Annotated in this window: 21 protein-coding genes and 2 pseudogenes; 14 read left to right on the top strand and 9 right to left on the bottom strand. The window is 69.2% G+C overall.

Features of this window, described 5'->3' with window-relative positions:
* Positions 1–15 precede the first annotated feature (15 nt).
* From ABD220_RS10105 to ABD220_RS10095, 3 genes are all read left to right on the top strand, one after another.
* Complete coding sequence (locus ABD220_RS10105; RefSeq protein WP_344122193.1) at positions 16–426, top strand: hypothetical protein; 411 nt, start codon at positions 16–18, stop codon at positions 424–426.
* A gap of 236 nt (positions 427–662) precedes the next feature.
* Entirely contained in the window at positions 663–2,306 is a 1,644-nt protein-coding gene (locus ABD220_RS10100) for an alkaline phosphatase D family protein (RefSeq protein ID WP_344122191.1), read from the top strand.
* Positions 2,307–2,456: 150 nt separating this feature from the next.
* Positions 2,457–2,879, top strand: coding sequence for a hypothetical protein (locus ABD220_RS10095; RefSeq protein WP_344122189.1), 423 nt, complete (start codon positions 2,457–2,459; stop codon positions 2,877–2,879).
* 285 nt (positions 2,880–3,164) lie between these two features.
* Here ABD220_RS10095 and ABD220_RS10090 read toward each other — a convergent pair whose 3' ends face one another.
* From ABD220_RS10090 to ABD220_RS10080, 3 genes are all read right to left on the bottom strand, one after another.
* Positions 3,165–3,515 (bottom strand): DUF202 domain-containing protein, encoded by a 351-nt coding sequence (locus ABD220_RS10090; RefSeq protein ID WP_344122187.1) that lies wholly within the window; start codon positions 3,513–3,515, stop codon positions 3,165–3,167.
* 5 nt (positions 3,516–3,520) lie between these two features.
* Complete coding sequence (locus tag ABD220_RS10085; RefSeq protein WP_344122186.1) at positions 3,521–3,907, bottom strand: YidH family protein; 387 nt, start codon at positions 3,905–3,907, stop codon at positions 3,521–3,523.
* A 429-nt stretch (positions 3,908–4,336) separates the two neighbouring features.
* Positions 4,337–5,179 carry an IclR family transcriptional regulator gene (locus tag ABD220_RS10080; protein ID WP_344122185.1) on the bottom strand — a complete coding sequence of 281 codons (843 nt, stop codon included), beginning with the start codon at positions 5,177–5,179 and terminating at the stop codon, positions 4,337–4,339.
* Between the two features lie 259 nt (positions 5,180–5,438).
* Between ABD220_RS10080 and ABD220_RS10075 the strand changes: the two are divergent.
* From ABD220_RS10075 to ABD220_RS10050, 6 genes and pseudogenes are all read left to right on the top strand, one after another.
* Positions 5,439–5,687, top strand: a pseudogene (locus ABD220_RS10075) (choline dehydrogenase); the annotation flags it as partial.
* 291 nt (positions 5,688–5,978) lie between these two features.
* Positions 5,979–8,063 carry a BCCT family transporter gene (locus ABD220_RS10070; RefSeq protein ID WP_344122184.1) on the top strand — a complete coding sequence of 695 codons (2,085 nt, stop codon included), beginning with the start codon at positions 5,979–5,981 and terminating at the stop codon, positions 8,061–8,063.
* A gap of 316 nt (positions 8,064–8,379) precedes the next feature.
* A complete protein-coding gene (locus ABD220_RS10065) occupies positions 8,380–10,725 on the top strand; it encodes an arylsulfatase (RefSeq protein WP_344122182.1) in 2,346 nt (781 codons plus the stop codon).
* A gap of 124 nt (positions 10,726–10,849) precedes the next feature.
* Complete coding sequence (locus tag ABD220_RS10060) at positions 10,850–11,791, top strand: formylglycine-generating enzyme family protein (protein ID WP_425552547.1); 942 nt, start codon at positions 10,850–10,852, stop codon at positions 11,789–11,791.
* Positions 11,792–12,088: 297 nt separating this feature from the next.
* Positions 12,089–12,232 (top strand): hypothetical protein, encoded by a 144-nt coding sequence (locus ABD220_RS10055; protein WP_344122180.1) that lies wholly within the window; start codon positions 12,089–12,091, stop codon positions 12,230–12,232.
* 150 nt (positions 12,233–12,382) lie between these two features.
* Positions 12,383–12,781, top strand: a complete 399-nt coding sequence (locus ABD220_RS10050) for a cupin domain-containing protein (protein WP_344122179.1) — start codon at positions 12,383–12,385, stop codon at positions 12,779–12,781.
* 292 nt (positions 12,782–13,073) lie between these two features.
* Here the strand turns inward: ABD220_RS10050 and ABD220_RS10045 are convergent, their stop codons facing one another.
* Positions 13,074–13,550, bottom strand: coding sequence for an excalibur calcium-binding domain-containing protein (locus tag ABD220_RS10045; protein ID WP_344122178.1), 477 nt, complete (start codon positions 13,548–13,550; stop codon positions 13,074–13,076).
* 519 nt (positions 13,551–14,069) lie between these two features.
* Between ABD220_RS10045 and ABD220_RS10040 the strand changes: the two genes are divergently transcribed.
* Positions 14,070–14,888 (top strand): alpha/beta fold hydrolase, encoded by an 819-nt coding sequence (locus tag ABD220_RS10040; RefSeq protein WP_344122177.1) that lies wholly within the window; start codon positions 14,070–14,072, stop codon positions 14,886–14,888.
* Positions 14,889–14,959: 71 nt separating this feature from the next.
* Entirely contained in the window at positions 14,960–15,514 is a 555-nt protein-coding gene (locus ABD220_RS10035; protein ID WP_344122175.1) for an SDR family NAD(P)-dependent oxidoreductase, read from the top strand.
* A gap of 274 nt (positions 15,515–15,788) precedes the next feature.
* On the opposite strand, the gene ABD220_RS10030 is transcribed toward ABD220_RS10035, so the two are convergent.
* The 3 genes from ABD220_RS10030 to srmL all read right to left on the bottom strand — a co-directional run bounded on the left by ABD220_RS10030 (position 15,789) and on the right by srmL (position 19,450).
* Positions 15,789–15,947, bottom strand: coding sequence for a zinc transporter permease (locus tag ABD220_RS10030; protein ID WP_344122173.1), 159 nt, complete (start codon positions 15,945–15,947; stop codon positions 15,789–15,791).
* A 214-nt stretch (positions 15,948–16,161) separates the two neighbouring features.
* A complete protein-coding gene (locus ABD220_RS10025; RefSeq protein ID WP_344122171.1) occupies positions 16,162–17,946 on the bottom strand; it encodes an Ig-like domain-containing protein in 1,785 nt (594 codons plus the stop codon).
* Positions 17,947–18,295: 349 nt separating this feature from the next.
* Positions 18,296–19,450 (bottom strand): PheS-related mystery ligase SrmL, encoded by a 1,155-nt coding sequence (gene srmL, locus ABD220_RS10020; RefSeq protein WP_344122169.1) that lies wholly within the window; start codon positions 19,448–19,450, stop codon positions 18,296–18,298.
* Between the two features lie 334 nt (positions 19,451–19,784).
* On the opposite strand from srmL, the gene ABD220_RS10015 reads away from it, so the two are divergent.
* Positions 19,785–20,903: an alpha/beta hydrolase family protein gene (locus tag ABD220_RS10015; protein ID WP_344122167.1), complete on the top strand. Its 1,119-nt coding sequence runs from the start codon at positions 19,785–19,787 to the stop codon at positions 20,901–20,903.
* Between the two features lie 223 nt (positions 20,904–21,126).
* Here ABD220_RS10015 and ABD220_RS10010 read toward each other — a convergent pair whose 3' ends face one another.
* Entirely contained in the window at positions 21,127–21,708 is a 582-nt protein-coding gene (locus tag ABD220_RS10010) for a TetR/AcrR family transcriptional regulator (RefSeq protein WP_344122165.1), read from the bottom strand.
* 91 nt (positions 21,709–21,799) lie between these two features.
* Between ABD220_RS10010 and ABD220_RS10005 the strand changes: the two genes are divergently transcribed.
* Positions 21,800–22,687 carry a DoxX family protein gene (locus ABD220_RS10005; RefSeq protein WP_344122163.1) on the top strand — a complete coding sequence of 296 codons (888 nt, stop codon included), beginning with the start codon at positions 21,800–21,802 and terminating at the stop codon, positions 22,685–22,687.
* A gap of 462 nt (positions 22,688–23,149) precedes the next feature.
* On the opposite strand, the gene ABD220_RS10000 is transcribed toward ABD220_RS10005, so the two are convergent.
* On the bottom strand, positions 23,150–25,489 hold the full coding sequence (locus ABD220_RS10000; RefSeq protein WP_344122161.1) for a right-handed parallel beta-helix repeat-containing protein: 2,340 nt from the start codon (positions 25,487–25,489) through the stop codon (positions 23,150–23,152).
* 420 nt (positions 25,490–25,909) lie between these two features.
* Here ABD220_RS10000 and ABD220_RS18080 point away from each other — a divergent pair.
* Positions 25,910–26,161, top strand: a pseudogene (locus tag ABD220_RS18080) (SDR family NAD(P)-dependent oxidoreductase); the annotation flags it as partial.
* Position 26,162: the final 1 nt, after the last annotated feature.

Here is a 26,162-nt window from a genome sequence, read left to right as displayed (position 1 = left end):
GGCGTTGCGGAATGGATGCACTGCCCCCCGGGGGTGCACGAGGGTTCCGGGGCCCGGGCCCGCTACGGGCTGGTCCAGGCCGAACTGGACCCGGGCGGGCAGATGCTGGTCTTCCCGCAGGGCCCGGTGGTCGATCCCGGTGAACTGCGCGCCGGGGCCGGGCTGCTGCTGGCGGAGGAGTTCGGGCAGGCCATGTCCGCGGCGGTGATCGCTCCGCTGGGGATCCTCTACGCCGATCAGCGCCAGGAGGAGCGGATCGATGTGATGCTCGCGGTGGCGCGCCGGGCCGAGGCCGGGTGCGGTCAGGCGCTGGAGCCGGCCGATGAGCAGCACCTGGTCGAGCACCTGCGCTCGGGGCGGATCGTGGACACCTCCACGGCCTCGGCCCTGGCCCTGCTGCAGGCCTGTGGTGAGTTCACGCGCTGACCGGCCCACCACCGAAGCCGCCCCGATCCGGCCAGGACCGACAGGGCCCGCCACGGGCAAGGGGCGCACGCGAGCAGCCCGCCTTTCCCGTCTCGACATGTGGCCGGTCAGAAGTCATCCAGCCACGGGAATTCCTGGCATCGGTTCCGTCGGCCCTACCGGGCGCTCACCGACCGGTCGACGGGACGTCGCCGGCCGTTCAACCCCAGGTCAGGCGCGGGGCGGAGGATCGAGGCATGGCTACCTTTTCCCGCCGAGGACTGCTCCAGGGCTCCCTCGCGGCTACCGCCCTGACCGTCGCCGGCACGACCGCGGCCTCTGCCGCCGGCCCCGTGGCGCCGGCCGGTCCGTCGCTTCCGGCCCTGGTGCGCCGGCGCCTGCACCTGCCCAGCGGCATCGCCACCGGCGATGTGACGTCCTCCTCGGCGATCCTGTGGTCCCGGACCGACGGCACCGGCCGCATGGTGGCGCGCCTGCGCGCCGTGGACGCCGAGGGCGCGCCCGTCCGCGGCGGCTTCGAGCGGACCCTGACCTCTGGGTGGGTGAGTGAGGCCACCGACCACACCGTCAAGGTCGGGGCCACGGACCTCCCCCCGGGCACGCGCTTCGCCCTCGAGGTGCGATTCGAGGACGAGGAGGGCGTGCTCTCCGACGTTCGCCACGGCACCTTCCGGACCGCGCCGGGCGGCCGGGGAAGGGGCGGTTCCGGCGGGCGCGGACACGGCGCCGACAGCCGCAGCCAGTCCTTCGTGTGGACGGGCGACACGGCCGGACAGGGCTGGGGCATCAACCCCGACCTCGGCGGGATGTACACCTACCGGGCGATGCACGACCTGGACCCGGACTTCTTCATCCACTCCGGGGACACGATCTACGCCGACGGCCCGATCCAGGCGGAAGTCACCGAGGCGGACGGCCGCATCTGGCGCAACGTGGTGACGGAAGGCGTCACCAAGGTCGCCGAGACCCAGGAGGAGTACCGGGCCCGCCACCGGTACAACCTCATGGACGAGAACGTGCGGGCGATGTACGCCGACGTGCCCGTGGTGGCCCAGTGGGACGACCACGAGACCACCAACAACTGGTGGGCCGGGGAGATCCTCGACGACGATCGCTACACCGTGCGCGACGTCAACACCCTGGCCGCCCGCGGACGTCGGGCCTGGCAGGAGTACCAACCACTCGGCGAGGCCCGTGCCCTGCGCCCGGGCACCACCGGTTTCGAGGACCAGCGCATCTACCGCCGGCTGGAGCGTGGCCCGCAGCTGGACGTCTTCTGCCTCGACATGCGCACGTTCAAGGGCAAGAACACCGCCGGCACGGAGCCCCACGCCACGCCCCTGCTCGGGCAGGAGCAGGTGCAGTGGCTCATCGAGGGCGTGAAGTCCTCGCGGGCCACCTGGAAGGTGATCGCCGCGGATCTTCCCCTGGGGGTGATCGTCCCGGACGGGAAGGCGCAGGAGTCGATCAGCAACGCCGACGACGGGGCCCCGCTGGGTCGAGAGCTCGAGCTGGCCCGCGTGCTCAAGGCCTTCAAGGACGCCGGTGTGCGCAACATCGTGTGGGTGACCGCGGACGTCCACTACTGCGCGGCGCACCATTACTCGCCCGAGCGGGCTGCGTTCACCGACTTCGACGAGTTCTGGGAGTTCGTGGCCGGCCCGATCAACGCAGGCTCCTTCGGCCCGAACGCGCTGGACGGCACCTTCGGCCCGGAACAGGTCTTCGCCAAGGCCGGTCCCACCGGAGGCTCCCCACGCGACGGCCGCTTCCAGTTCTTCGGCCACGTGCAGCTGGACGAGGACGACGTCCTGACCGTGAGCCTGCGCGACGGCCACGGCGACACGGTCTTCAGCAAGGAACTGGTCCCGCAGCGCTGATCCCCACCCCGGTCAGCCCCCGACCGCCCCGGCCGGGCTGCTGCGCGGCTGCTTCACACACCGCGACGTCGGTGCGCCCGACCCGCCAGGACCACCTGCGGTATGCCAGGGTGATCGGAGAACCGATGAGCCCATCGACGGGAGAGTGACATGCGCAACCGACGGCTCTACGCGCTCATCATCGTCGCCCTGGTTCTTGCCATGGGCCACCACCTCGACCACATCATCCGCGGCAACCACGTCGGCTGGCCGCTGACGGGCGAGGTGAACGCCTTCACCTTCAGCCTGATCATCTACCCGCTGATCCTCACCGGGCTGATCCTCTCGCGGGCCGGGATCATCGGTCCCGGGACCTGGGCCTTCCTCTCCGGCGGCGGGGCGATCTTCCTGACCGTCATCCACTTCGGCCCCTGGGCCGTCGAGCCACCGGGCGACATCATCGGCCTCTACGACCCGCCGTTGATCGGCTGGCTCGCCTTCGGATGGCTGCTGGCACTCATCGCAGTCCTGATCGCCTCAACGATCTACGAGGTGCGGCTGTGGCTCCGGCACCGCTCCCTCGAGCACGCCTGACAACCACCCGATCGCGCCGAAGTTGCGCCCTCCACCGAGGAGAGCAGCATCTCCTCCGCGGCACCCTCGCCCGCGGCCGCGCCGTCCTCGCCGCTCATCTCTGATTCCAGCACTCCTGTCCCGCCAGGCACGGCACGGGACCGCTTCGCATATGGCCGGCTACCGGTCAGCGGCTCAAGAGGCGACGGTGCAGTACCGGTTCCTCTGCCGTTCGTTGTGTGAGCCCTTCGGCCGGAGGTTGCCGTGGAGGGCCTGTCCGAGCGAGGTGCGGAGAACCCGGCCTGGTCAGGTGAGGATGACCACCACGTAGAGGCCCAGCAGACCGAGGACGGCTGTTGCCGTGGCCAGGCCCAGGACGCCTGCGGCGTCGGCGGCCACCGTCTCGTCGGTGATCCCGCGGCAGCTGCGGGCATAACGGGCGCGCTGGCTCAGGCAGATCGCCGCCCCGGTGGCCACCGCCAGCGCGAACAGTGTCAGGACGAACACGCCGTGGTCGGCGATCCAGCGCAGGCAGATTGCGGCGGCGGTGATGAGGGCCAGCACGGTGCGTCCCCAGGCCAGGGTGGTGCGTTCGGGCTGGAGACCGGGGTCCTCGTGGGCGGCGCTGGTGTTCCGGTCCTGCTCGGGGCGGGCCATGCGGGTCAGTTCTGGATGACGAAGACGATCAGTGCCGCCGAGACGATGGCTCCGCCGGCTCCGAGCAGTGGTGCGATCAGTGGCAGCGGCAGGGGGGTCTGGTGGCGCAGGCTGCGTTCGACCTTGTACCAGCGCACGGCCGCACCCGCGCTGAGCAGCACGCCCAGCAGTAGCAGGACTACAGCCAGCAGGGTGCGGATCTGTTCGGGGAAGACGTCGGTGGTGAAGGCTTCCACGGCGATGCCACCGGCCAACAGGGCCAGGGCGGTGCGGATCCAGGCGAGGAAGGTGCGCTCGTTGGCCAGGGTGAAGCGTGGGTCTGGCTCGATCCCACTCCTCAGCACGCGGCGGGTGCGTCGGAGGGGTTCTCGTCCGGTACGGGAGTGGTCCACTGGATGTCCCTTGGTTGTTCGTGCGGGTGCAGAGAGCTCGCTGCGGAGAGGGCCGGGCCGGGATGTGTCGACCGTCGGGTGCGAGCCTGTGGCTGGAGCCGCCCCTCTGCGTGCCCGCCCAGTGGCTGATCGGGGTGACCTCGAGGTCGTCCGGCACCAGGAACTCACCGGCGAAGGCGGTGTGGCCGGCATCCCACGGTCGCCGGCGCGGGACGGAGTCCGCGGGATGGCCGGACGTTTGTAGCTTTCTCCGCAACTAGTTCTCCTCTGTGCAACACAGTGTGGGAGTGCGGAGGCGTCCGGGTCAAGAGTGGATGGTGCCGGGCGAGCCCGTGGGTCGCACGGCGCCGCCGGCAGCCGGATCCATGGCTCCGGCGGGCGTCCGTTGCTCGCTCGCCCCGACCTGCAGCGCGCCCCGGGCGCCGGCGTTCAGGCGTGAGTGTCGGGAATGTAGCCCATGCGCCGGCTGATGGTCTGTCCCGCCTGCTTCAGGTCCTCCACGAGGCCCTGCATCGCTTCCTCCGTGAAGCGGAAGGCCGGTCCGGCGATGCTGACGGCGGCGATGACCGCGCCACGGTGGTCGCGCACGGGCACCGCGATGCCGTTCAGACCGATCTCGAACTCCTCGAAGACGGTCGCGTAGCCCTGGGCGGCGATGTCGATGAGCTGGCGCTCCAGCTCGGGGCGTGACGTGATGGTGCGGCCGGTGACTGCGGGCAGCCCGTGCTTCTCGTACACGGCCTCGCGTTCGGGGGACGGCAGCGCCGCCAGGAGGACCTTGCCGCTGGAGGTCGCGTGGAGCGGCGTGATGCTGCCCAACCAATTGAGGGCTCCGAGCATGGTGGGGCCCATCTCCTGGTCCAGATTGACCGCTTGGCCGTCCCGCAGGACCGCCAGGTTGACCGTCTCGCGGTGGTTCTCCGCGAGGCGGAGTATCTCCGCGCGGGCCTCTGTCACCAGGTTGAGCCTGGCCGGGATGGCCTGGGCCAGGTGCAGAATGCCGAAACCGAGCCGGTACTTACCCCTCTCGCTGTTCTGGAGGACCAGATCGCCCTCCTCCAGGGCGCTCAGCAGCCGGGATGCCGTGGACTTGTGGACGCCGAGCTCGTCCGCGACCCTGCTGACGCTGGCACTGCCGAGGTCCGCCAGCAGCTTGAGGACGGTAATGGCCCGGTCGACGGACTGCAACTGCCCGGGTGCGGCCCCGTCCGGGGCATGGGTCCCCGGCGTGGCTCCGGAGCCGGGGGCGGGTTCCGACTTTTCGATGTCCATTGTCGTCATCCTATCGATTGGCTGGGGCGCGGACGACGATGCGGTCGAGCGTCGTTCGTCGGCCGGCGAGGGCGTCCAGGGAGGTCGCCACGCGCAACTCTTGACAGTACCCGTGTGACACGGAACACTTCCCTCAAGGTCGCGAGTTGTTCTCTCCGCAAGTAGTTGCGCAGAGCGGTGACTATCCGGTCCGTGGCAGTTCGGTTCCGGGGCGTAGCCCGGAGGCCCTCCATCCATCCCGGCGAAAGAGGTGCGTCTCATGGAGACGACGTATGACTATGTGATCGTGGGCGGCGGTAGTGCGGGTTCCGTGCTGGGCAATCGCCTGAGCGCGGACGGGACCCGGAGCGTTCTGGTCCTGGAGGCCGGGCGCAGTGACTATCCCTGGGACCTGTTCATCCAGATGCCGGCGGCGCTGACCTTCCCCAGCGGGAATCCTCTCTACGACTGGCGCTACAAGTCCGATCCGGAACCGCACATGCACGGACGCCGGATCGACCACGCCCGCGTCGACCACTACCGGCACGGAGTCAGTGCTTCGCTGCAGGCCGCGCCGACGCAGTGACATCCCCTCCACCGCGGCTCCGAGGACCGGGGCCTGCCGGACACGCCCCGGTTCCTGACGGACCTCGATGGCAGTGCCGAACCGTCGCCGAGGTGGCGGCACCGGTCGTGTCACCGACGGCGGGACCGGCCGGGCCACTGCACCGCTGAACTGAGCGAACACGTGTATCACGGCGAATCGTTATGCATTCACTCCAACTGAAGTGTAAATCGAAGGAACAGAGGTGCATGTTTCATGGCTGAAGACGTATCGTCCACTCACAAAAGGGGCGGCGACGAAGCTCAACATGCCGGTCGCAAGGCCGGCAATCCGATAGGCAGCCTGGATTTCCTCCGGCCGCGGTATCCTCACAACATTCACCCGGCGTTGGTCCCGGGTATCAGCGTCGATGAACAGCGTCGGCATTACGGTCTGGACAGGGTCGTATTCGCTGTGGCCGGTACTTTGACCGTGGCTTTCGTTGTCTGGGGTGTTCTCAGCCCGTCCAGCGTTTCCGAGGTGGCAAGCGCGGCCTTCTCCTGGACCACCGCCAACTTGGGCTGGCTCTTCAACGCCGTCGCCACCGTCGTGCTGGCGGTCCTGCTGTGGTTGGCTCTCAGCCGATACGGGAAGATTCCGCTCGGCAAGGACGGGGAGACCCCGGAATTCTCCACGTTCTCCTGGGTGGCGATGCTCTTCGCCGCCGGTCTCGGCATCGGTGTGCTGTTCTGGGGCCCCGCCGAGCCGCTGGCCTACTTCGTGAACCCGCCGCCGAGGACGGTCGAGGCCGAGTCGGTCGAAGCCATGCATCAGGCGCTGGCTCAAACCTACTACCACTGGGGATTCCACGCGTGGGCGATGTACGCCCTGGTGGGCGGCGCGGTCGCCTATGTGGGATACCGGCGCGGACGCGCGCTGTTGATGTCCTCGATCTTCCGGCACCTCTTCGGAAAGAGGCAGACTGAGGGATTCGCCGGAAAACTGGTGGACATCTTCGCCATCATCGCGACTCTGTTCGGCACGGCTGCAGCGCTGGGGATCGCCGCGCTCCAGATCGGCCAAGGCGTCACCGTTGTCTCGGGTGTCTCTGAGCTGACGAATACTGTCCTCGTCGGGATCATCGGTGTGCTGACGATCTGCTTCGTGCTCTCCGCCGTTTCCGGCGTCGCCAGAGGAATTCGTTATCTCTCGAACATCAACATCATTCTCACGTTGGGCATCGTCGGAGTGATGTTCATTCTGGGGCCGACGCTGTTCCTGCTGAACATACTGCCATCGGCGATCATGGAGTATGTCGGATCACTGTTCGATCTGATGGCACGGTCTGCTTCCTGGGGCGAGGAAACGCGCGAGTTCCAATCCACGTGGACCGTCTATTACTGGGCCTGGTGGATCTCCTGGTCACCGTTCGTCGGCATCTTCATCGCGCGCATCTCTCGCGGCAGGACCATCAGACAATTCATCCTGGGTGTGATCTTCATTCCGTCCGCACTGCTTTTTGTCGCGTACGGAACCATGGGGGCGACTGCGATCTGGATGTATCGGGAGGGGAGGCCGGGGTTCAGCGATTCGATGGCTCCTCCCGAAGTGCTGTTCACCTTGGTGGACAATCTTCCCTTCGCGGAATGGCTTCCTCTGGTGATCATGGTGGTGCTGGCGATCTTCTTCATCACCTCTGCCGACTCCGCCTCAGTGGTCATGGGTATTCTCACCACGCGCGGCAGTCAGGATCCCCCCAAAGTCGTGGTGATTTTCTGGGGCCTGGTCATGTCCGGGATCGCCGTGGTCATGCTGTTGATCGGGAGCACGTCCGCTCTTGCAGGGCTGCAATCACTGGTGATCGTCACGGCCGTGCCGTTCGCCGTCGTGATGATCCTGATCATCTTCGCCTGGTTCCGAGAGCTGCGATCGGACCCGTATATTTTGCGTGCTCAGTACGCCCAGATCGCGGTGAGCAATGCCGTACGAGAAGGCGTCCACAAGTACGGGGACGACTTCGGCCTCCAGGTCGTCGAGACCGATCCGGGGCGCGGAGCCGGTGCCGAAACCGATTCGGAGTGCCAGGAGTACACGGAGTGGTACCAGCGCACCAATGCAGAGGGCGAGCCGGTGGGTTTTGACTACGAAACCGGTGAATGGGCCGACGGCTGGGACCCCGTGACCGGCCAGATCCGCATCGTGCCCGCGCAGGCGACCGAGGACGCAGAGACGGGTGAGGACGAGAGATCTACGACTGAGGGCGTCCGTCGTCATGACGACTCCCCGCAGCCGGCGACCTCGGTCCCGCCGGGCGGTGCCCCGGTCAACGACGGCGGGGCCGTGAAAGGCACGCGACGATGACCTGCCCGGCCTCGACCTGAAAGCTGCGATGCCGCACCGCTGTGCAGACCGAACGAGAACGGAGCGAACCGGTGACGATCATTCGCACTTCCCATGTCGGTCATCTCGATGCGGTACAGCTCGCCCCCGCTGAATGAGGGCCTGCAGTGAAAGGCCCCAGTGATCAGTCGGTCCACGGCCTGCAGGTGCTTGCTCGCGGTGCGTCCGCGTCGCAAGAGGCGCACCCGACAGCAGCATTCGAGCTTCATTCCCATGAATCTGAGCTCGTCGGCACCACCGATCGAACCCCAGAAACCTACGATAGGAGCAAACTACGATGCGTGAAATCCGTGAGATTCTCCCCATCCCGGGGACCACGAAGTCCGTACCGACGGTGATGGACGTCCGGCAGCAGACGGAGGCCTTCACGCCAGTGGCTCCGCTGCAGGCTCCGGAGAACGCCCCCAACGTCGTCCTGGTGCTGGTGGATGACATGGGGTTCGGGGCGTCCAGCGCCTACGGCGGCCCCTGCGCGATGCCCACGGCCGAGCGCCTGTCCGGCGGCGGCCTGCGGTACAGCCGCTTCCACGTCACGGCACTGTGCTCCCCGACCCGGCAGGCCCTGTTGACGGGGCGCAACCACCACTCCGTCGGTATGGGCGTGACCTCCGAGATGGCCACCTCGGCCCCCGGGTACACCGGGTTCCGCCCGCCGAGCGCTGCCACGATCGCCCAGACCCTGAGCGGCAACGGCTACAGCACGGCCGCTTTCGGGAAGTGGCACCAGACTCCTCCCCGCGAGGTGTGCGCCTCGGGCCCGTTCGACCGCTGGCCCACCGGGGAGGGCTTCGACAAGTTCTACGGCTTCATGGGTGCCGAGATGAACCACTGGTACCCGCAGCTCTTCGACGGGACCACGCCCATCGAGCCCACTCGGCGCCCGGAGGAGGGATACCACCTCTCGGAGGACCTGGTGGACCGGGCCATCGACTGGGTGAACACGCAGAAGACCCTCACCCCGGACAAGCCCTTCTTCACGTACATCGCCTTCGGCGCCACTCACGGCCCCTTCCACGTGGGCCAGGACTGGAAGCAGAAGTACCGCGGCCGGTTCGACAAGGGGTGGAACGCTCAGCGCGAGGAGACCCTCGCCCGGCAGAAGGAGCTGGGCATCGTCCCCCAGGACGCGGAGCTGGCCCCGTGGGTCGACATGGTCCCGCACTGGGACGAGCTCGACGAGACCGAGCGCAAGGTCGCCTGCGGCTTCATGGAGACCTACGCCGCGTTCGCCGAGCACACCGATGCCCAGGTGGGCCGGTTCGTCGACGCCCTGGAGGAGATCGGCGAGCTCGACAACACCCTGTTCGTCTACATCCTCGGAGACAACGGTGCCTCCGGGGAGGGCGGGCTCGAGGGCACCACCCGCGAACACCTGGTGGGCCACGGGTTCGCCGACAGCACCGAGACGATGGCCGAGGAGATCGACACCCTGGGTGACGCCAGCACATATTCGATCTACCCGGTCGGGTGGGCCCTGGCGATGAACACGCCGTACCAGTGGACGAAGCAGGTCGCCTCCCACTACGGCGGCACCCGCGACGGCATGATCATGCACTGGGGCAACGGCATCACCCGCGGCAACGAGATCCGCCACCAGTGGCACCACGTCATCGACATCGCCCCGACGATCTACGAGGCCGCCGGCGTGCCGCACCCGGTGATGGTCAACGGCGTCGCCCAGCAGCCGATCGAGGGCACCAGCATGGTGTACTCCTTCGACGATCCGGGCGCGCCCGACCGGCGCCGGACCCAGTACTTCGAGATGTGCGGCAACAGGAGCATCTACCACGAGGGGTGGACGGCGGTCACCCGACACGGCGTTCCGTGGCAGATGGTGCCGGAGGGCCTGCCGTCCTTCGACGACGACACGTGGGAGCTGTACGACACCACCGTCGACTGGACCCAGGCCCACGACGTGGCCGACCGCTACCCGGAGAAGCTGCGTGAGTTGCAGCAGCTCTTCCTGATCGAGGCCAGCAAGTACCAGGTCTTCCCCCTCGACGACCGGGTGACGGAACGGGAGAACCCCACCCTGGCCGGCCGCATCGACCTCTTCGGGGACCGGGCGTCCGTGACGTACCGAGCAGGCATGGGCAGGTTCACGGAAGAGACCGCGCCCAACGTGAAGAACCGCTCGCACCGGATCACCGCACGGGTCGAGGTGCCCGAGGGCGGAGCCGAGGGCGTGATCATCGCCCAGGGCGGCCGGTTCGGCGGCTGGTCCCTGTACGTGGTGGACGGGTGCTTGAGCTACGCCTACAACTGCTACGGGCGCGAGCTCTACACGGTGGGCTCCGACCAGCCGCTGGAACCGGGGACGAGGGAGCTGGTGTTCGAGTTCTTCTACGACGGCGGCGGGGTCGGCCTGGGCGGCACCGTGCAACTGAGCGTGGATGGGAAGCAGGTCGGGGAGGGACGCGTGGAGAAGACCACCGCCTACTACTTCTCCTTCGACGAGACCCTCAACATCGGGATCGACCGGGGCACCCCGGTGACCGACGACTACCCCGTGCTGGACAACGCGTTCACCGGCACCATCGACACCGTGCGCGTCGATCTGCACGACGACGTCGAGGAGCTCACGGCGGCCGAGCAGCAACGAGCGCTGCTGGCCCACCAGTAGGGTCGGGCGCATCGTGCGATCCTGAGGACAGCGGTGCGGGTCCGCCCCGCACCGAGAGGAACCGGACGTGGCCCGGCGCAAACCCGCGCCGGGCCACAGCCACGCGAGACAGTGAGGAAAGACGTTGACCAGTTGCTGTGCACCCGCCAGGCGCTCCCCCGAGCCGGAGCGCCGGCTCGGGGGCGAGGGCGTCGTGGGGACGAGGGCGGGCGTTGCGACGCACGAGGACGTCCGCATCCCTGCGGGGACGTTCCTGATGGGCGACCACTTCGACGAGGGCTACGAGTCCGACGGGGAGGTCCCCGTGCATCCGGTGGAGCTCGATGCCTTCAGCATCGACGTCACCACGGTGACCAACGCCCAGTTCGCCGCCTTCGTCGACGCCACCGGGTACCGCACGGAATCCGAGACCTTCGGCTTCTCCGCCGTGTTCCACCTCGCCACCCGGGCCGCCGCCGCGGACATCGAGGGCGCAGCCACCGGAACGCCCTGGTGGCACGTGGTCCGCGGCGCGGACTGGGCGCACCCGGCCGGGCCGAGGAGCAGGTGGCAGGACATTCCCGACCACCCCGTGGTGCAGGTCTCCTGGAACGACGCCATGGCGTACTGCCGGTGGGCGGGGCGGCGGCTGCCCACGGAAGCGGAGTGGGAGTACGCCGCCCGAGGCGGCCTGACCGGTCAGCGCTATCCGTGGGGCAACGACCTGCAGCCGGACGGTGAGCACCGCTGCAACATCTGGCAGGGCGAGTTCCCGGTGCGCAACACCATGGACGACGGCTACCTGACCACGGCGCCGGCCCGGCACTTCCCGAGCAACGGGTACGGCCTCCACCAGACCAGCGGCAACGTCTGGGAGTGGTGCGCGGACTGGTTCCTGCCCAAGTACTACCGGAACTCCCCGGCGACGAATCCTCAGGGACCCAAGGTCGGCAGGGGACGGGTCATGCGCGGGGGCTCCCACCTCTGCCACGAGTCGTACTGCAACAGATACCGGGTCGCCGCGCGCAGCGCGAACACCCCCGACTCCGCGAGCGGGAACATCGGCTTCCGCACCGTGGCACTGTAGTGCTGCCCCAGCAATCGGGGGTGCTGTCACACCGCCCGGGCCGGGCCCGCGTCCCCACACCGCCGCTCGGTTCGGTGGGGTGCGGGCGGTGACGGTCGGTCGTCGTGGGGCCGGCAGATATTGCTCGGCCGACGAGATCGACGTCTTCTGGCGCCGGACAGCAGTACGGCGAGGATCCTTTCCCACTGCGACTGCGCCACCGACAACGGAATCCCCTTCACCATCAGCGGCCCCGACGTCTGCATCAAGTTCGCCACCCAGAATCAGCCCGGTGACACCGGCGGACTGGCCGAGCTCATGATCGGCTGGCAGCATGTGCACACCATCCCGCACGACCTGGCCAACGACGACGTCGGCACCGCCGAGCAGTTGGAGGCCACCGGCGGGATGGGACCGGGCGGCGCCCCCGGCCCGGCCTCCGGTGCCGCCCCGGAACAGTAGGGCCCCACCACCAGGGCCCGGGCGCCACACTTTCCATAGTTCACACGATTGCACTGAAGGTCCTTCTCGTGTGTGCCAGGAAAGGCTGTGGCGACCTGCAGAGCGCCCGGAGGCGTGTGCTCGGGTTTCCCGATGGTGTGTACTGGGGGCATGGAGACCGATCACACCGCCACCCCTCCAAACCTCGTGCTCGAGGAGGACGAGCGCCCCGTCGAGGGCTGGAGCGACGAACGCGGCCGGCTCACCTGGCGCCCCCTGTTCTCGGCCGATGCCACCCCCACCGACCAGCTGGTCACCGGGGTCGCCGAGCTCCAGGAGGACGGGTTCCTCGCCCTGCACCGGCATGAGCAGGCCGAGACCTACTACGTGCTGGCCGGAGAGGGCGTGGTGACCCTCGACGGGGCAGAGCACCCGGTGCGCGCCGGGTCCAGTGTCTTTATCCCCGGCTCCAGCGAGCACGGGATCCGGAACACCGGTACGCAGAAGCTGCGCTTCTTCTACGCTCTGGCGGCCGACGACTTCAGCGACGTCGAGTACGTCTTCTCCTGAGCCAACCCCGGGCCCGCGGCATGACGCCCCACCATGTGCTGGAGGTTCCCCGAGGACGTTCTGGGCCGAAAGATGTGATGCCGGCGGCCTCAGGGCCTCTTGAGCAGGTGTCGGCTCGAGTGCCGACAGCGGTGCATGAGCACATCGGCGTCCGCCGCTTTGCATACGGCCGGTTGCCGGACTCCCAGCTATGGGATTTGCGGCCTCTGCCGGTACGTCCGTCGGAGCGATCCGACCCTGTCGTCGTGGTGGTGCCAGAGGTGGGACAGACCTGTCGGACCGTGCGTGCCGCTCAGGCGGTGCGAGTGCGCCGTCGCAGCAGGAACACGCCACCGGCGAGGGCCGCAGTCAGGGCCAGGCCACCGGTCGCCGCGGCGGCGCCGTTGCCGTCGGCGGTTTCCACGGCCACGCCGGTGTCGGCGCCGCCGACGGGGACCTGCTCGATCTGCGGTGCCTCCTCCAGGCCGGTGCCGCCGGGGCCGGCAACGATGCCGGTGCGCGGGGGCAGCCCGTCCAGCTGCTGGTCCGTGGCCACGATCCCGGCGACCTTCGCGGCGTCGTAGGCGTAGGTGTCGCTCTCACACCCCACACCGTCGGAGTCGGTGTCCAGGGCGGGGGAGTAGGCCGGACTGGCAGCGGGGATGTTGTGGGCGCCGGCGGCTGCGGCGGCGTCGCAGCTGGGGAACGGCAGGATCGCGGCGGTGGCCGGGGCGGTGGTCAGGGCCGAGAGCCCGACGGCGGTGATCAGTGCGGCACTGGCTGCGCTCATTCGCATCTGTTTCTCGCTTTCGGAGAGGTAGTTGTCTTTGCAACGTATCCAGCCGGCATCCTCGAGACCACCCCGTCAGCGACACAAACCCGATCTGCCCCGGTTCTGTTGACTTCGGGAATTCAACGGGCCGAGACGAAACCTCTGTGTTGCGCGGCGGCCGCCTCGTTCCCGTCCATGGCACCTGGGACTGCGCCGTGGATCTCATGGCCGGAACAGAGCCTCCGGCTCCTGCCCCGGTGCCCCCGTCTTCCCACCGAGGACTGCTGACGCTGCGATCGACGGGCGGGGACTGCGGCGTTGCGCATGGGGTTCCTGTATTGCTCGGGCTGTCCGAGGTCGGCTTGATTCGGCCTGCTTCACTGCCCGAAGGGTTCTCCGGCGGTGGGTAGTGGTCGGCTTTCCCGCGTAGGCGTAGTGTCCGGAGGGCACCAAGCATGCTGATGAAGTGTCTGTCGAGGCTCGGTCGTCGAGAATCACCGGATCGCTGAGGCACGAACTGGAACAGGAGCCCATCCCATGACCTACCCCGTAACCCGTGAACAGGTCGAGGTGGACGGCACGGAGCTGTCCGTCCTGACCGCCGGTGACCCGCGGGCCCGGCCCCTGCTGCTGCTGCACGGCACCTTCTGGAGCCGGGTGTGGCAGCCTGTGCTGCCCGCCCTGGGCGGCACCGCCCGGTGCCTAGCCCTGGACCTGCCCGGTTTCGGCGCCAGCGGCGGGGAGCTCGACGTGGAGCACGCCACCGTCCCGGCCCTGGCCGACACCGTGCTGGCCGCCGCCGACGCGCTGGGGCTGGAGGAGTTCGACCTGGCCGGCCACGACATCGGCGGCGGGATCGCCCAGCACGTGGCTGCCACCAGCGGCCGGGTGCGGAAGCTGGTGCTGATGAACTCCGTGATGTTCGACTCCTGGCCGGTGCCGGCGGTCGAGCGGTTCCGGGACCCGCAGGTACGGGCGGCCACCACCGTGGAGGATCTGCTGGCGGCCCGGGCGGCCTCCACCCGCGGCAGCGTGGGGCGGGAACTGGGGGAGGAGGAACTCGCCGACTACCTCGCGCCCTGGCGCGAGCCGGCCCGGGTCCGGTCCTGGACGGCGCTGGCCGCCGCCGCGGACCCGAGATATACCATGGAGCTGGTGCCCGCCCTGCAGGAGGCGGCGCTGCCTACCCGCCTGGTGTGGGGCCGCGACGACGACTTCCAGAAGATCGGTTTCGCCTACCGCTACGTCGAGCAGATCCCGGGGGCGGACCTCGTCGAGGTGGACGGCAAGCACATCCCCACGGAGGACTCCCCGGTCGCGGTCGCCGAGGCGATCCTGGAGCACCTCATCGACTAGCCGGCCCAGCTCCGGGACGCCGACCCCGGGACTCGCGTTCTCCGTGCTGCATCAGCAGACCCACACCTTTCGTGCCACATAGTTCGGAGGCAAGTCCCACGGACCCGATCAGCCGCGCGATCCTGCTCACCCGTGCCGCACTGCCGGGGCTGCGGGCTTCGGGGGACGCGGTAGTCGTGAACGTCTCCTCCGAGCTCGGTCTGCTCGGGATGGCGTTCTGCGCGACCTATGGGGCGACCAGGGCCGGGATCGCCCACTTCGGGGAGGGCCTGAGCCGGGAGCTCTACGGAGAGGGCGTGCACGTGCTCAACGTCTTTCCCGGGGCCACCGGCACACCGATGACGGACAGCTCCGAGGCTCAGGCCGAGCACGGCTTCAACTACGAGAGCCCTGAAGAAGTGGCCGCCGCGACGGTGGCGGCGATGATCGGTGCTGAGATCATCGTGGTCCGCGGCCAACCCATGGGGCAGATGCTTACCCGGAACCGGGAGGACCCGGCCGCGGTGGGCCAGATGCTCGCCGCGGGCCAGGACGCGCTGGACCGGAGGCCGCGGCCGACCACTCCAGCCTCTGAACCCCATCCGACGGAGAAGCCGCGGCCCCGTCAGGACTCACAGCGGCGCTGACTCGGCGGCACCATCCTCTCCTTCGAAACGCCGATGAGCCCGACCTCGTCGAGGCCCTCGGCCGGGACTCCCTCACCGCCTCACCCGGGTGAGGCGGTGAGGGAGTCCCGGCCGCTCGACATGTGGCGGAACAGCTGCCATCAAGCCAGCTCGGATATCGCTCACATATGCGGCATTGCTCGTCGTGGTCAGGAATGCGTTATGTCCACCCTTGGTGGAGGTGGTTCGGGGAGCCCCTGTCCCGGCGGGGCTCCTCGAGCTGTTGCGGGAACGGCTACTGGCACTCGTCGTAGTGGTCCTCGTGCTCGGAGTGCCGGTGACCGTCGTGGAGATAGTCCACATGGTCGCCGTGCTGCATGGTGTCGTGCCCACAGTTGTCCCCGTGGGTGTGTTCGGCCTTGGTGTGTTCGGCCTGCTCGTCGTGACCAGCCATGATGATCCTCCTTGGAAGTGCGGACCCGGAACGGGCCTGCATCTTCAGCCAAGCACCGACACCGAAACCTGGCAATGGTACGGCCAGGACTGACGTTCCCCTGGTGCAAGGGGCATTCTCCTCGTCAGCGGTTCTCGGTCCGGGGAGACCGGTCCGGCGCCGGCCACTGCTTCCTCGTAGGTGGCGCCGAGGATCCCGCGCACGGCATCGCTTGTCAGCTGCTTCTGGTGACCGTGATGGTGGTGCCGTCAGAATCCCCGTCCGGATCGGTGTTGCCGGTGGCAACGTAGCTCAGCGCGGTCGGGTGCGTCAGGGAGCCGACCGTGAAGCTCATCGAGGACGTGGTCCTGGACGTCGAAGGGCTGCTCATCGCACAGGTGCCGTCGGCGGCGGTCTGGCACGAACCGGTCGTGCCGTCCGCGCTCCAGGTGCCCTGCACGGTCGCCCCGGCCACGGGGGCCCCGGTGTTGTCGACGACGGTCGTCACGACCGTGGCCGTCCACCGGTTCTTCTGCGCCTGGGTGGTGCCATCGAGGTCCCCGACGTGCATCGAGTCGGCGGCCACGTCGTTGTTGGCGACGGTGACGCCGGCCAGGTCGGTCGAGGTCTGCCCGGTGGCGTCGATGGCGGTCGCCGAGACCGTGTGCGCGCCGTCGGCGACGGTGGCGGTGTCCCAGGACGCCGTCCACCCATCGGCCCCGTCGGTGTCGGTGCCCACGGTGGTGCCGTCCACGGCGAAGGCGACCTTTGTGACTCCCACATCATCGGTGGCCTCGGCGGTCAGCGGCACCGTGCCGCTCACCGTGGCGTCATCGGCCGGGGTGGTGAGGGCCACGATGGGCGGGTCGTCGGCGGAGGCGGCCATCCGGTCGGCCACGTGCAGGCGGATGGTGGGCAGCTGGGCGTAGAGGCGTTCCCCGGGGCATTCGGTGGCCTCGTAGTCACGGTGCCCACCGATCGTTGGCACGGTCTTCTGGGTGCCGTTGACGGGGTTGGTGTAGGTGACCGTGGCTGTCGGGTCGAGGTCGTGGCGCAGGGCGAGTTCGGCCAGCAGGTCCTTGAGGGAGGACACCGCGGCCGGCTTCGGGTCGGCACCGAAGCGGCGGTGGTTGGTGAACTCCCCGAGCAGCGCCACCCCGAGGTTGCCGGAGTTCCACCCGACCACGTGGGCGCCGGTGACCATCCGGTCGGTGCCTTCCTCGTGGGCGAAGTCCGCCCCGGTACCGCCGGCGGCCCCGCACGAGGTGCTGGCCGCGCCCGACCAGCGGCCCTCGTAGACGATCCCGGACTCGTCGATCAGGTACTGGTAGCCGATGTCGCCGAAGCCCTGGTCGATGGCGTGGTAGCGGTAGAGCGCCCGCACCGTGGCCGCCGGATCGGGGTCGTTGTTGGTGGTCGCGGTGTGGTGGACGGTCGTCACCTGGGCGTCGTAGAACTGTGGGGCCCAGACCTCCTTGCCTGCGGCGTCATGGCGCAGGGACTCGTCGGCACCCCACTCGGCGCGGGTCCGGCACTGGCTGCTGTTCAGGGCCTGGGCGGACCCACCGGGGGCCTGGTCCACGGTGACACGGGGTCCGTCGGTGGTGTTCATGGCCACCGCGCGCGGGGACTCGGCCCCGGCGGGGATGCCGCGCACCTGGTAGGCCTGGGCGTCACCGGCGGGCACCAGGCCACTGGCCCACTGCCCTTCGCTCGTGACGCCATCCTCGCCCAACGGGAGCCAGGGCCCCCACGTCCCGTCGTGGCGCAGCCGCACCGCCCCGTGCGGCTCCGGACCGGGGGCCTCCGCGGCGTGTTCCTGGCCGACAGGGGTGTCCCACAGCACTCCGACGTAGTCGATGGAGAAGGCCGTGGTCACCTCCCCCGCCTGCACCGGTTTGGCCTCGGCCAGGGTCTCCGGGACGGTGCGGGCCTGCGCCGGACCCGACCACACCACCGCCAGGGAGACGAAGAAGCCGACCACGATGACGTGGGTGAAAAACCCCAGGAAACGGCGCATGCCCAGAACCCCCGAAAGACGTGATCACCTTGTGGAGGTCGCACGCCCACAGGTATCCCCTCCCGCCGACGGACCCCCATCCGTCGCCTCATTCTGAGCCGGTGCGCATCGGCGGGCAATCCCTGACCGGTGGGTAACGCGGAGCCGGCCGCCTGTACCGGACCGGCGGGAGGTCGACAGCTGCACCTGGCCCGGCCCCTCCGCAGTGCTTTGCATACGGTCGGTTGCTGACGAGGGGTCAGCTCATGGCATGGTTCCGGCCGTGCAGCCGGCATCGCCTGTTCCCCAGGCTGACCGCGGGGCACGGGGAGTTCCTTCATCGGCTGACACTGCTCTCGGCGACAGGCTCTTACCTGTGCTCATTCTGCGCAGGATCTGCTGGCTGTTGGATCAATTCGGCATGAGGGCCCTGATGGACAGCGAGGTAGACCGTGTTCCGCAGCTCGTTGGCCTCGGCGGAGGTGAGCGTCCGCAGGAGCGGGCGGATGTGGATCCGGATCAGCGCGTTGCTCTGACCGGGGGCGATGCCGAGACGGTCACGGGCTGTGGCGGGAAGCTGCTCGTAGCGGGTCAATGACAGGACCTGGACGGACTCGAGGAGGTCCGCGTCCTGCCCCAGGGCTGTGCGGATCCGATCGCCGATGGTCTCGTCGTCCTCGCTGTCATCGAGCACGACGGAGATGTCCCGCCGCGTACCGGGGAGCGGCGAGACGTGCTGCCATGGTTCCAGGTCGAGCATCTGGGCTGCGATGCGCGGCTCTGCGGAGCGCAGGTAGCGGATGTCGGGGATCGACTTGCGCAGCATCAAGGCCCGTTCCAGCCCCATGCCCAAGGCCAGTCCGGACCACCGCTGCGGGTCGAGGCCCGAGCCGCGCAGCACATCGGGGTGGATGCGCCCGCACTCGGCGAGCTCGAGCCATTGCCCGTCCATGTGCACGTCTACTTGTCGTCCGCCGAGCGTGTACGGGTGCTCGACGTCGGTGATCTGCCATCGCGCTCCTGGGAGGACTGCTTCGACGACCGTGGTGATCATCTCGAGCAGCTCCTGATCGGTCGTCCTCGGTGTGGACCGGATCCGCCACAGGTCGACCTGGTGCGGCTCACCCACGTGCGTGCGGTCGACGACATCACGTCGGTGGACGAGGCCCGGGACGACGAGCAGCTCGTCGATGTCGGACCGGCCGCGGTAGTCCTGCAACGCTGCGGGTAGCTCCGCACTCGTATGGGTGCGCAGCACCACGGTCGGCGAGACGTAGCGGGTGTACCGCTGCGCCCGGGTGACGTCGCCCGGGTCGTAGCCCAGGCGGTCGTAGTTGTCATGGACCGCGACGAGAGGCGGATGGCGCACCAGCCGGACGGAGCTGCTCCATCGGTGCTGCAGCGCGGCGACAAGATCATCGAGCAGGAGCTGCATCGAGTGCGCGCCTTGTGCTGGGTCGCTGAGGTCGCGCAGGGTCAGCGCGCGGGCGAGCTGGTCAGGGGTGATGTACGAGGGTGCCGACATGGAAGTCTCCTGTGGTGGCGGGACCGGTGGTGGAAACGGGAGTTCCCCCGGCCGTGCCTGCGGAGACTGGGCGGCTCAGAGATGCCCGCTGACAACCCCGCGGCCACTGAGCGGCCGGGGGTGCAGAAATCGCTGAGCACGCTCCATGCGGACAAGGCTAGCAACGATCACCAGCACCGGCATCTGTGCTGCATGTCGGATACAGCCGTGAATCGCTTCGGTGCGGTGGAGGCACGGGCAGACCCGGCCGCTCCGGGAGTACGGTTGGAGCATGGGCGATCCCGAGCTCGTGCCTCTGCCAGTGGGATTCCAGCGGTTCCATCGACGGGACTTCGTGAACTACCAGTTCAACCGAGCACATGCGCTGGGCTTCGCCGACCCCCTCGAGCTGGTCGACGCCGCGGCACGCATCCGGTCGATGGACGACTGTGTCGACGTGTTCGAGGCCTTGTCGCGCCGGGCGGCCGCCGAGGCCCGGCCTCGATACGCGGCCGGATATGCGAGGATCGCGGAATTCTTCACGCCGCCACGGGCGGCGGAGAAAACGGATCGCTACCGCGGCTGTCTCGAACTCTTCGACGCCACGTTCGCAGGTGCCGGCCTCGTGCGCCAGGAGGTCCCCTATGCCGGTGCGGCGCTGCCGGCCTATCTGCTGCCGGCGACCGGGACCTCAGCCGTCGGCACGGTGCTGCTGCACGGCGGGTTCGACTCCTTGATCGAGGAGTTCCTGCCCCTCTGCCAGCGGGTCGCTGCCGCCGGTTTCGACGTGATCGCCTTCGAGGGTCCGGGGCAAGGTGGTGCGCGGACGTTGAACGGGCTCACCTTCGACCACGACTGGGAGAAACCGGTCGGGGCGGTGCTGGACCACTTCCGCCTCGACCGCGCCGCCCTGGTCGGCATCTCGATGGGTGGGTACTGGGCGATGCGCGCTGCAGGACGTGAGCCGCGCATCGACCGTGTCGTGGCCTGGCCGCCGGTGTACGACTGGCTGCACAGGGTCCCACCTGTGCTGCGGGGCCCGGCCCGCACGATGACGCAACACCGGCGTTTCATGCGATGGAGTGTGCGCACCCGTGCCCGGTGGGTGCCGACACTGCGCATGGTGGCCGATCAGGTCCTGTACATGCTCGACAGCGACGATCCGGCCGATGTGGCCGAGTGGTTCATGGGCATGAACGCCGAGCACCTGGACAGCGCACGGGTGCACCAGGACGTGCTGCTCATGTGCGGAGAGCACGACGCCTTCCAGCCGCCGGCCCTGGCCCGGGCGCAGGCCCGAGCGCTCACGGCCGCCCGAAGCGTCACGACGCGCATGTTCACCCGGGCCGAGCAGGCCGACCAACACTGCCAGATGGGAAACCTCGAGCTGGCCTGCCAGGTCCTCACCACGTGGCTGCAGACGCCGGGCACGAGCACGGGAGCCTCGCCGCAGCACTCCGATCTCGCCCCGTAGCGGACCGGGACCATCCCCCAGGCGGTTCACCGTGTGGGCGTGCCCGGAAGGCCATACCGGGCGGCCAGGAACACCGCACCGGCCCCTGCGACATCGGCATGGCCGGCGGTCCAACCTCGGCGCCGGCCCAGCGGGGAGGACACCCCTCCGGGACCATGACGGGAGAAGCGGCGTGAGCGGGCCCCGACGCCTTTCAGGAAATCCCCCGTGCGGGACCCTTCGATTACCTCGCCGTGCCTTTGTCGAAGAGAAACCGGGCCACTGCCTGAGCCGACTCGGTGAGGTCGCCTCTCTCCGCTTCCGTGAGCGCTCCGCCGAGCCAGAGGTCCGCGAAGCCGTGCACGAGGGACCAGGCGGCGAGAGCGGCGATTCTCGGATCGGGTCCCACCACCTCGGGTGGCAACGTCGCGATGCCCTTGGTGAGCGCCTCGGTGGCGGCGGCCCGTGCCTGCACGACGTCGGCGCGGGACGCTTCGTAGAGATCCGGGCGGAACATCACCTGGGTGTGCGCTCGGTGCTCCACCGCGAAGTGCACGTAGGCGACGCCCACCTCGAGGAAACTGCCGGTGCGTTCGAGCACCTCGGTGAGGTGCTGCGCGAGCATCTGGAACCCCTCTGCCGCCAGCGTCGTCAAGAGCCCGGCCTTGTTGCCGAAGTGGTAGGCGGGGGCCGCGTGGGAGACCCCCGCCCGGCGCGCCAGGTCCCGGAGGCTCAGCTGGGAGGGCCCCACCTCGAGCACGGCCTGCGCGGCGGCATCCAGGACCGCTCGAGGCAGGTCGCCGTGGTGATAGGCGCGAGGAGTCATTCCTGCACCCTATCCCATATCTAGGCATTGACAAGTTCCTGATGCGGGCGCATTCTTGTCAATGACAAGATGGAATACCGAGGAGGGCACCATGTCAGTCCTGTTCGTCTTTCTCACCGCGGCCCTGGCGGCGCTCGGCGTCGCCGCGCTCCTGGGGCGGCGACGCCTGCGGGAGGCGGTGCCCCTGGCTCTCCGCGGAGGTCTCGCCGTGATGTTCCTGGTCACCGGGGTGTCACACTTCGCGGGTCTCCGCCAGGACCTCGTCGCGATGGTGCCGCCCGTGCTGCCCCACCCCGAGCTGCTCGTGACGGTCACCGGAGTGCTCGAGCTCGCCGGCGCCATCGGGTTGCTGGTGCCGTGGACGTCCGCCTGGGCCGCCGGTGGCCTGGCGCTGCTGATGGTGGCGATGTTCCCCGCGAACGTCTACGCCGCCACCGCCGGTCTGACGCTGGCCGGGGAGCCGGCCACCGCCCTGCTGCCGCGCGCCGCCATGCAGCTGCTCTACATCGCGGCCGCCGTCGCTGTAGTGGTGACTCATCGGCGGCAGGCGGTGCTCAGCGGCTGGCTCGGAAAGCTCATCACCGTCCTGCCCCGGGCGTACGGGCCTGCCGCGGCGATGCGCGAGGTCCCCGGTGGCGGCATCGTGCTCGTTTCTCGGCTGCGGCTGCGCTCCGCCCGGCATGTGCCGGGGTTTCTGCTCGCTTCGCTGCGACTGCGGCGAGCGCTGCGACGAGCCCCCGGGGCCCTCTGGCTCGATCTCGCCGCCCAGCCGCTGACGGCCACCTTCTGGACCTGGTCCGGGTGGACGGACGAGGACGCGATGCGCCGCTACACCCGCTCCGAGCTCCACGCCCACGTCATGCGGACCTACGGGCCCTATCTGCAGGAGTCGGCCTTCCGTACACTGCCCGCCGGGCAGGCGCCCGCAACGTGGCCCGAGGTCAGAGGAATGCTCGACGTCACGACCGCCCAGCGGTAGCCCGCGACAGCGGCCGCAGCCGAGGCGCCTGCCGGGAACACTCCGGCAGGCGCCGCCGCTGCGTCCATGGTCCGGGTGCCGCGGAAACGGCGTCCCGGGGGGCGTCTCATGCCCCGGGGCCCCGGGGCCCCGGGGCCTTCCTCGGGACGGGGAGGTGGCCGGACGCCCTGTGCTTTGCGCAGGGCCGGTTGCCGGGCACCTCCGGGCGCTGACGCATTGGTGGCAGAGGCGACGGCGAGGATCGGGCGACGGCTGGCCGATGCAGAGCCCAGGGCCCGCCTGCGGAGGCGGCACGGCAGCTGGTCCACGGCCAGGCGCGTCGCCGAGCGCCGGATCCGGCGGAGCGCCGCGCGGTCACCGACCGCACCGACATGGACGAGAGCGGCGCGCGCAGAAGCTGTTCGTCCAGCATCTGCGCGCGCCGTGATTCAGGGAGGGGCCGTTCTCGCTGCGGCCTGCGCGCTACTTGCGGCCTCCCGGGTGGCCGGTGGGCTCGAGAGCACCGATGTGGTGCCCGTTCTCTCCGCCGCCGGCAAGGAACGACCGGAACGTGGGCCGGGCGTAGTCCCCGAAGAGCAACGATCCGTCGTCGGCGCGCTCGTGCCGGGCCGGCTGCTCGAGCGAGACGAAGTCCCTCGGGAACACCAGCCGCTTCCCGCCGTCGATGCGGGATTCGGATCCGTCGTAGAAGATGTTGGTCCTGTCGGCGTCGCCCGAGACCTGATCCGCACGGTGGTGGCTGCCGGTGAAGACGGAGAGGTTGTTGCGGAAGACCCCCTGCTCCTCCGGTCCGAAGTACGGGTTGGTGCGGAAGATGAAGTTGTACCGCTTGTTGTCGACCGCGGTGTTGTTGGTGACGGTCAGGCGACCGGGGTTGAAGTTGTCGGAGAATCCGTCGAGGTTGTTGGCGTAGGCCAGGTTGCCGGTCAGCACGTGGTCCACCGGCAGCCCCTCGCCGCCCACCTTGAAGCCGGTGCCGACGTTGGAGTCCGCGTTGTAGCCGTCGGAGAGCCGGCCGTTGTGGTGGGCGATGTTGTTCTCCATGGTGATGGGGAAGTTGGGGCCCTCGTCGGTGCGGTTGTAGAGGTCCCAGCCGTCGTCGATGTTGTGGTGGGCGACGTTGTCGCGGAAGACATTGCCCGGGCCCACGCCCAGCTTCGCCGCGAAGCCGTCGGCGTTGATGTCGGACGGGTCGCGGTTGTCGTGGGCCTGCGAGTTGACGATCAGGTTCTCGGCCGGCCAGTTCTCCGGGGCACCGCTGCCGCTGAGCTGGAACCCGGTGTTCCCGTTGTGGCTGAAGACCATCGAGTCGAAGGTGTTGTGCGATCCGGAGGACCGCATGCCGTTGCCGGCGGCGCGGGTCAGCTCCAGGTCCGAGATCACCCAGTGGTCCGCATCGGCTCTCATCACCTCGGGGAGAGCGGAGCGTCCGTCGATGACCACCTCTGCGCCGTCGTGGGCGGTCAGGGTCTTGGGCGCATCGGCAGTGCCGGAGTACGCAGGAGTGATCCGGATCGTGCCGGCAGGCGTGTAGGTGCCCTTCAGGAGCTCGACGGACTGTCCGGGCAGCACGTGCTCGACGGCGGTCGTGATGTCCAGCGGCGAATCGACGGTGCCCGCACCGTCGGGGGTGCCTGCGGGGGCGACGATCAGCGCGCCTTCGTGGAACTCGCGGACCGTCACGTCGACGCTGCGCGTGATCGGGGTCCGGTCCGGACCCTCGGAGGGCGAGTAGGTCGCCGTGACCGTGGAGCGCCCCGAGGGGATCGTGATCGTGTGGCTCAGGTCGTTCTCGGCGCCGATCGGCAGTCCCTCGGCTGCCGGAGCGCCGTCCACGAGGAGATCCACGCTGCCCGCGTAGGGGGCCGAGGCCGCCACGTGGTAGTCCGTGCTGCCGGAGCGCGCCGGGGCACGCAGGTCGAAGGACGCCGGGGTCACCGCCTCGGGCCGCTGCGGTCGCGGCTGGGTGTCGGCGTCGCTCAGCACCAGGGACGCGTCGGAGAAGGTGACGGCGACGTTGCGGGACGCGAAGAAGCCCACCGTCATCGAGTCGGGCTCGATGTCCTGCACCCAGTCGGCCCCCTCCAGCTCACGGGTGTGCGTCTGGGGCTCGCCGAGGTGCGTGTAGGTCGTGGACATCACGAAGGAGTCGTCGGTGCGCTCCAGCCGCATGGTCACGGGCACGTCGGTCAGGAGGCCGTGGGCTCCCAGCCGGTGCGTCTGCCGTTCCGAGCCCACCGTTCCCCACGGCTCGGTCACACCGGTGCGCGTCATGGCCACCGGGCCCTGGCGCAGCACGGTCGTCGAGGCGTAGTTGGAGGCCGCCGGGACCTCCTCGAACCCGTCCAGCATCGGGTCCTGGCGCGCTGCGCCGTTGACGTCGCGCACCATCAGGCCGGCGCCCTCCTGCCCGCTCGGGTTGGCGCCCGTCTCCGGCCCGAGCTGGTGGATGGTCACGTCCGCCTCGAGGACGAAGTTGTGCTCGTTGGGGTCGAGGTCGACGTGGTAGAACGTGAGCCCGTCATGGCCGGGAGCGAGCTTCCCGCCGCGGCTCTCCATGAAGACATCGCCGTCGATCGACCCCGGTACCTCCGGTCTCGCCAGGTTCACGCCGACCTTGCCGGGCAGCACGTTGGAGGAGAAGTTCAGGTCGGTGGACTGGCCGAAGGTGATCTCCTGCCACTCCAGGGAGGCGCTGGAGTGCTCCGGTGCCTGCGGCTCGGCGGCACCCTCCGGAGAGGGTGCCGCCCAGACGCCCGCCGGGGCGATGAGAGTCGCGGTGAGGGCTGCGATGCTGATCACCGCGGCCCGGCGTGCTGAGCGCCTCGGGCGCCACGCGCGTTGCTGTGCATGGGTACCGGCGGCAGCCGGCTGACTGCCGCTGTTGCGAACTGGCATGTGCTGTTCCCTCCGAATGCGCTCGACGTGGGCCGGGGGTCCTCGAGAGGAGTCGGTCCTGCACGCTTTGCGTCTGCTGTGCACCGCCCGTGCCGACAGGTGCTGTCCGTTCTATGGAATACGCTTTCCAACGAGCGTAGGGTGACCTGAAACACATGTCAATGCATCGTGCCCGCTGGGCGGGGGATCACCGGCCGCAACGGCGGGATCAGCCGGCCGGCACCGGTCCGGAGGTCCGGCCCCGCTGTGGAAGCGCTCGGACCCGGCCGTGGAGGAGGCCGGGCGCCGGGAACCCGTCAGGCTCCCGGGGCTGCGTGGGAGCGGATGCGCAGCACCGACCCGGACGCACTGCTCTGCACGGCCCGCGCGATCATGCCGTGGCCGAAGCGGTCCCGGGGCGGTCCGGTGGCGATCTCCTCGGTCTCCGGCATCCGCGGGGACGGGGGGCAGGCCGCCCGCAACGCGACCAGGGGCGCGGTGAACGCGATGGTGCAGGGCCTCGCCCCGGACGCCGGGGTGCACGGGGTGCGCACCGACGTGATCGCCCCGGCCTCCGTCGCCATCCGCCTGACGCAGG

Origin of the sequence: Kocuria aegyptia (assembly GCF_039530085.1) — a bacterium.
GTDB classification, from domain to species: Bacteria; Actinomycetota; Actinomycetes; order Actinomycetales; family Micrococcaceae; genus Kocuria; species Kocuria aegyptia.
Note: the sequence above shows the minus strand (reverse complement) of the source record. Positions and strands in the feature narration are given on the sequence as shown.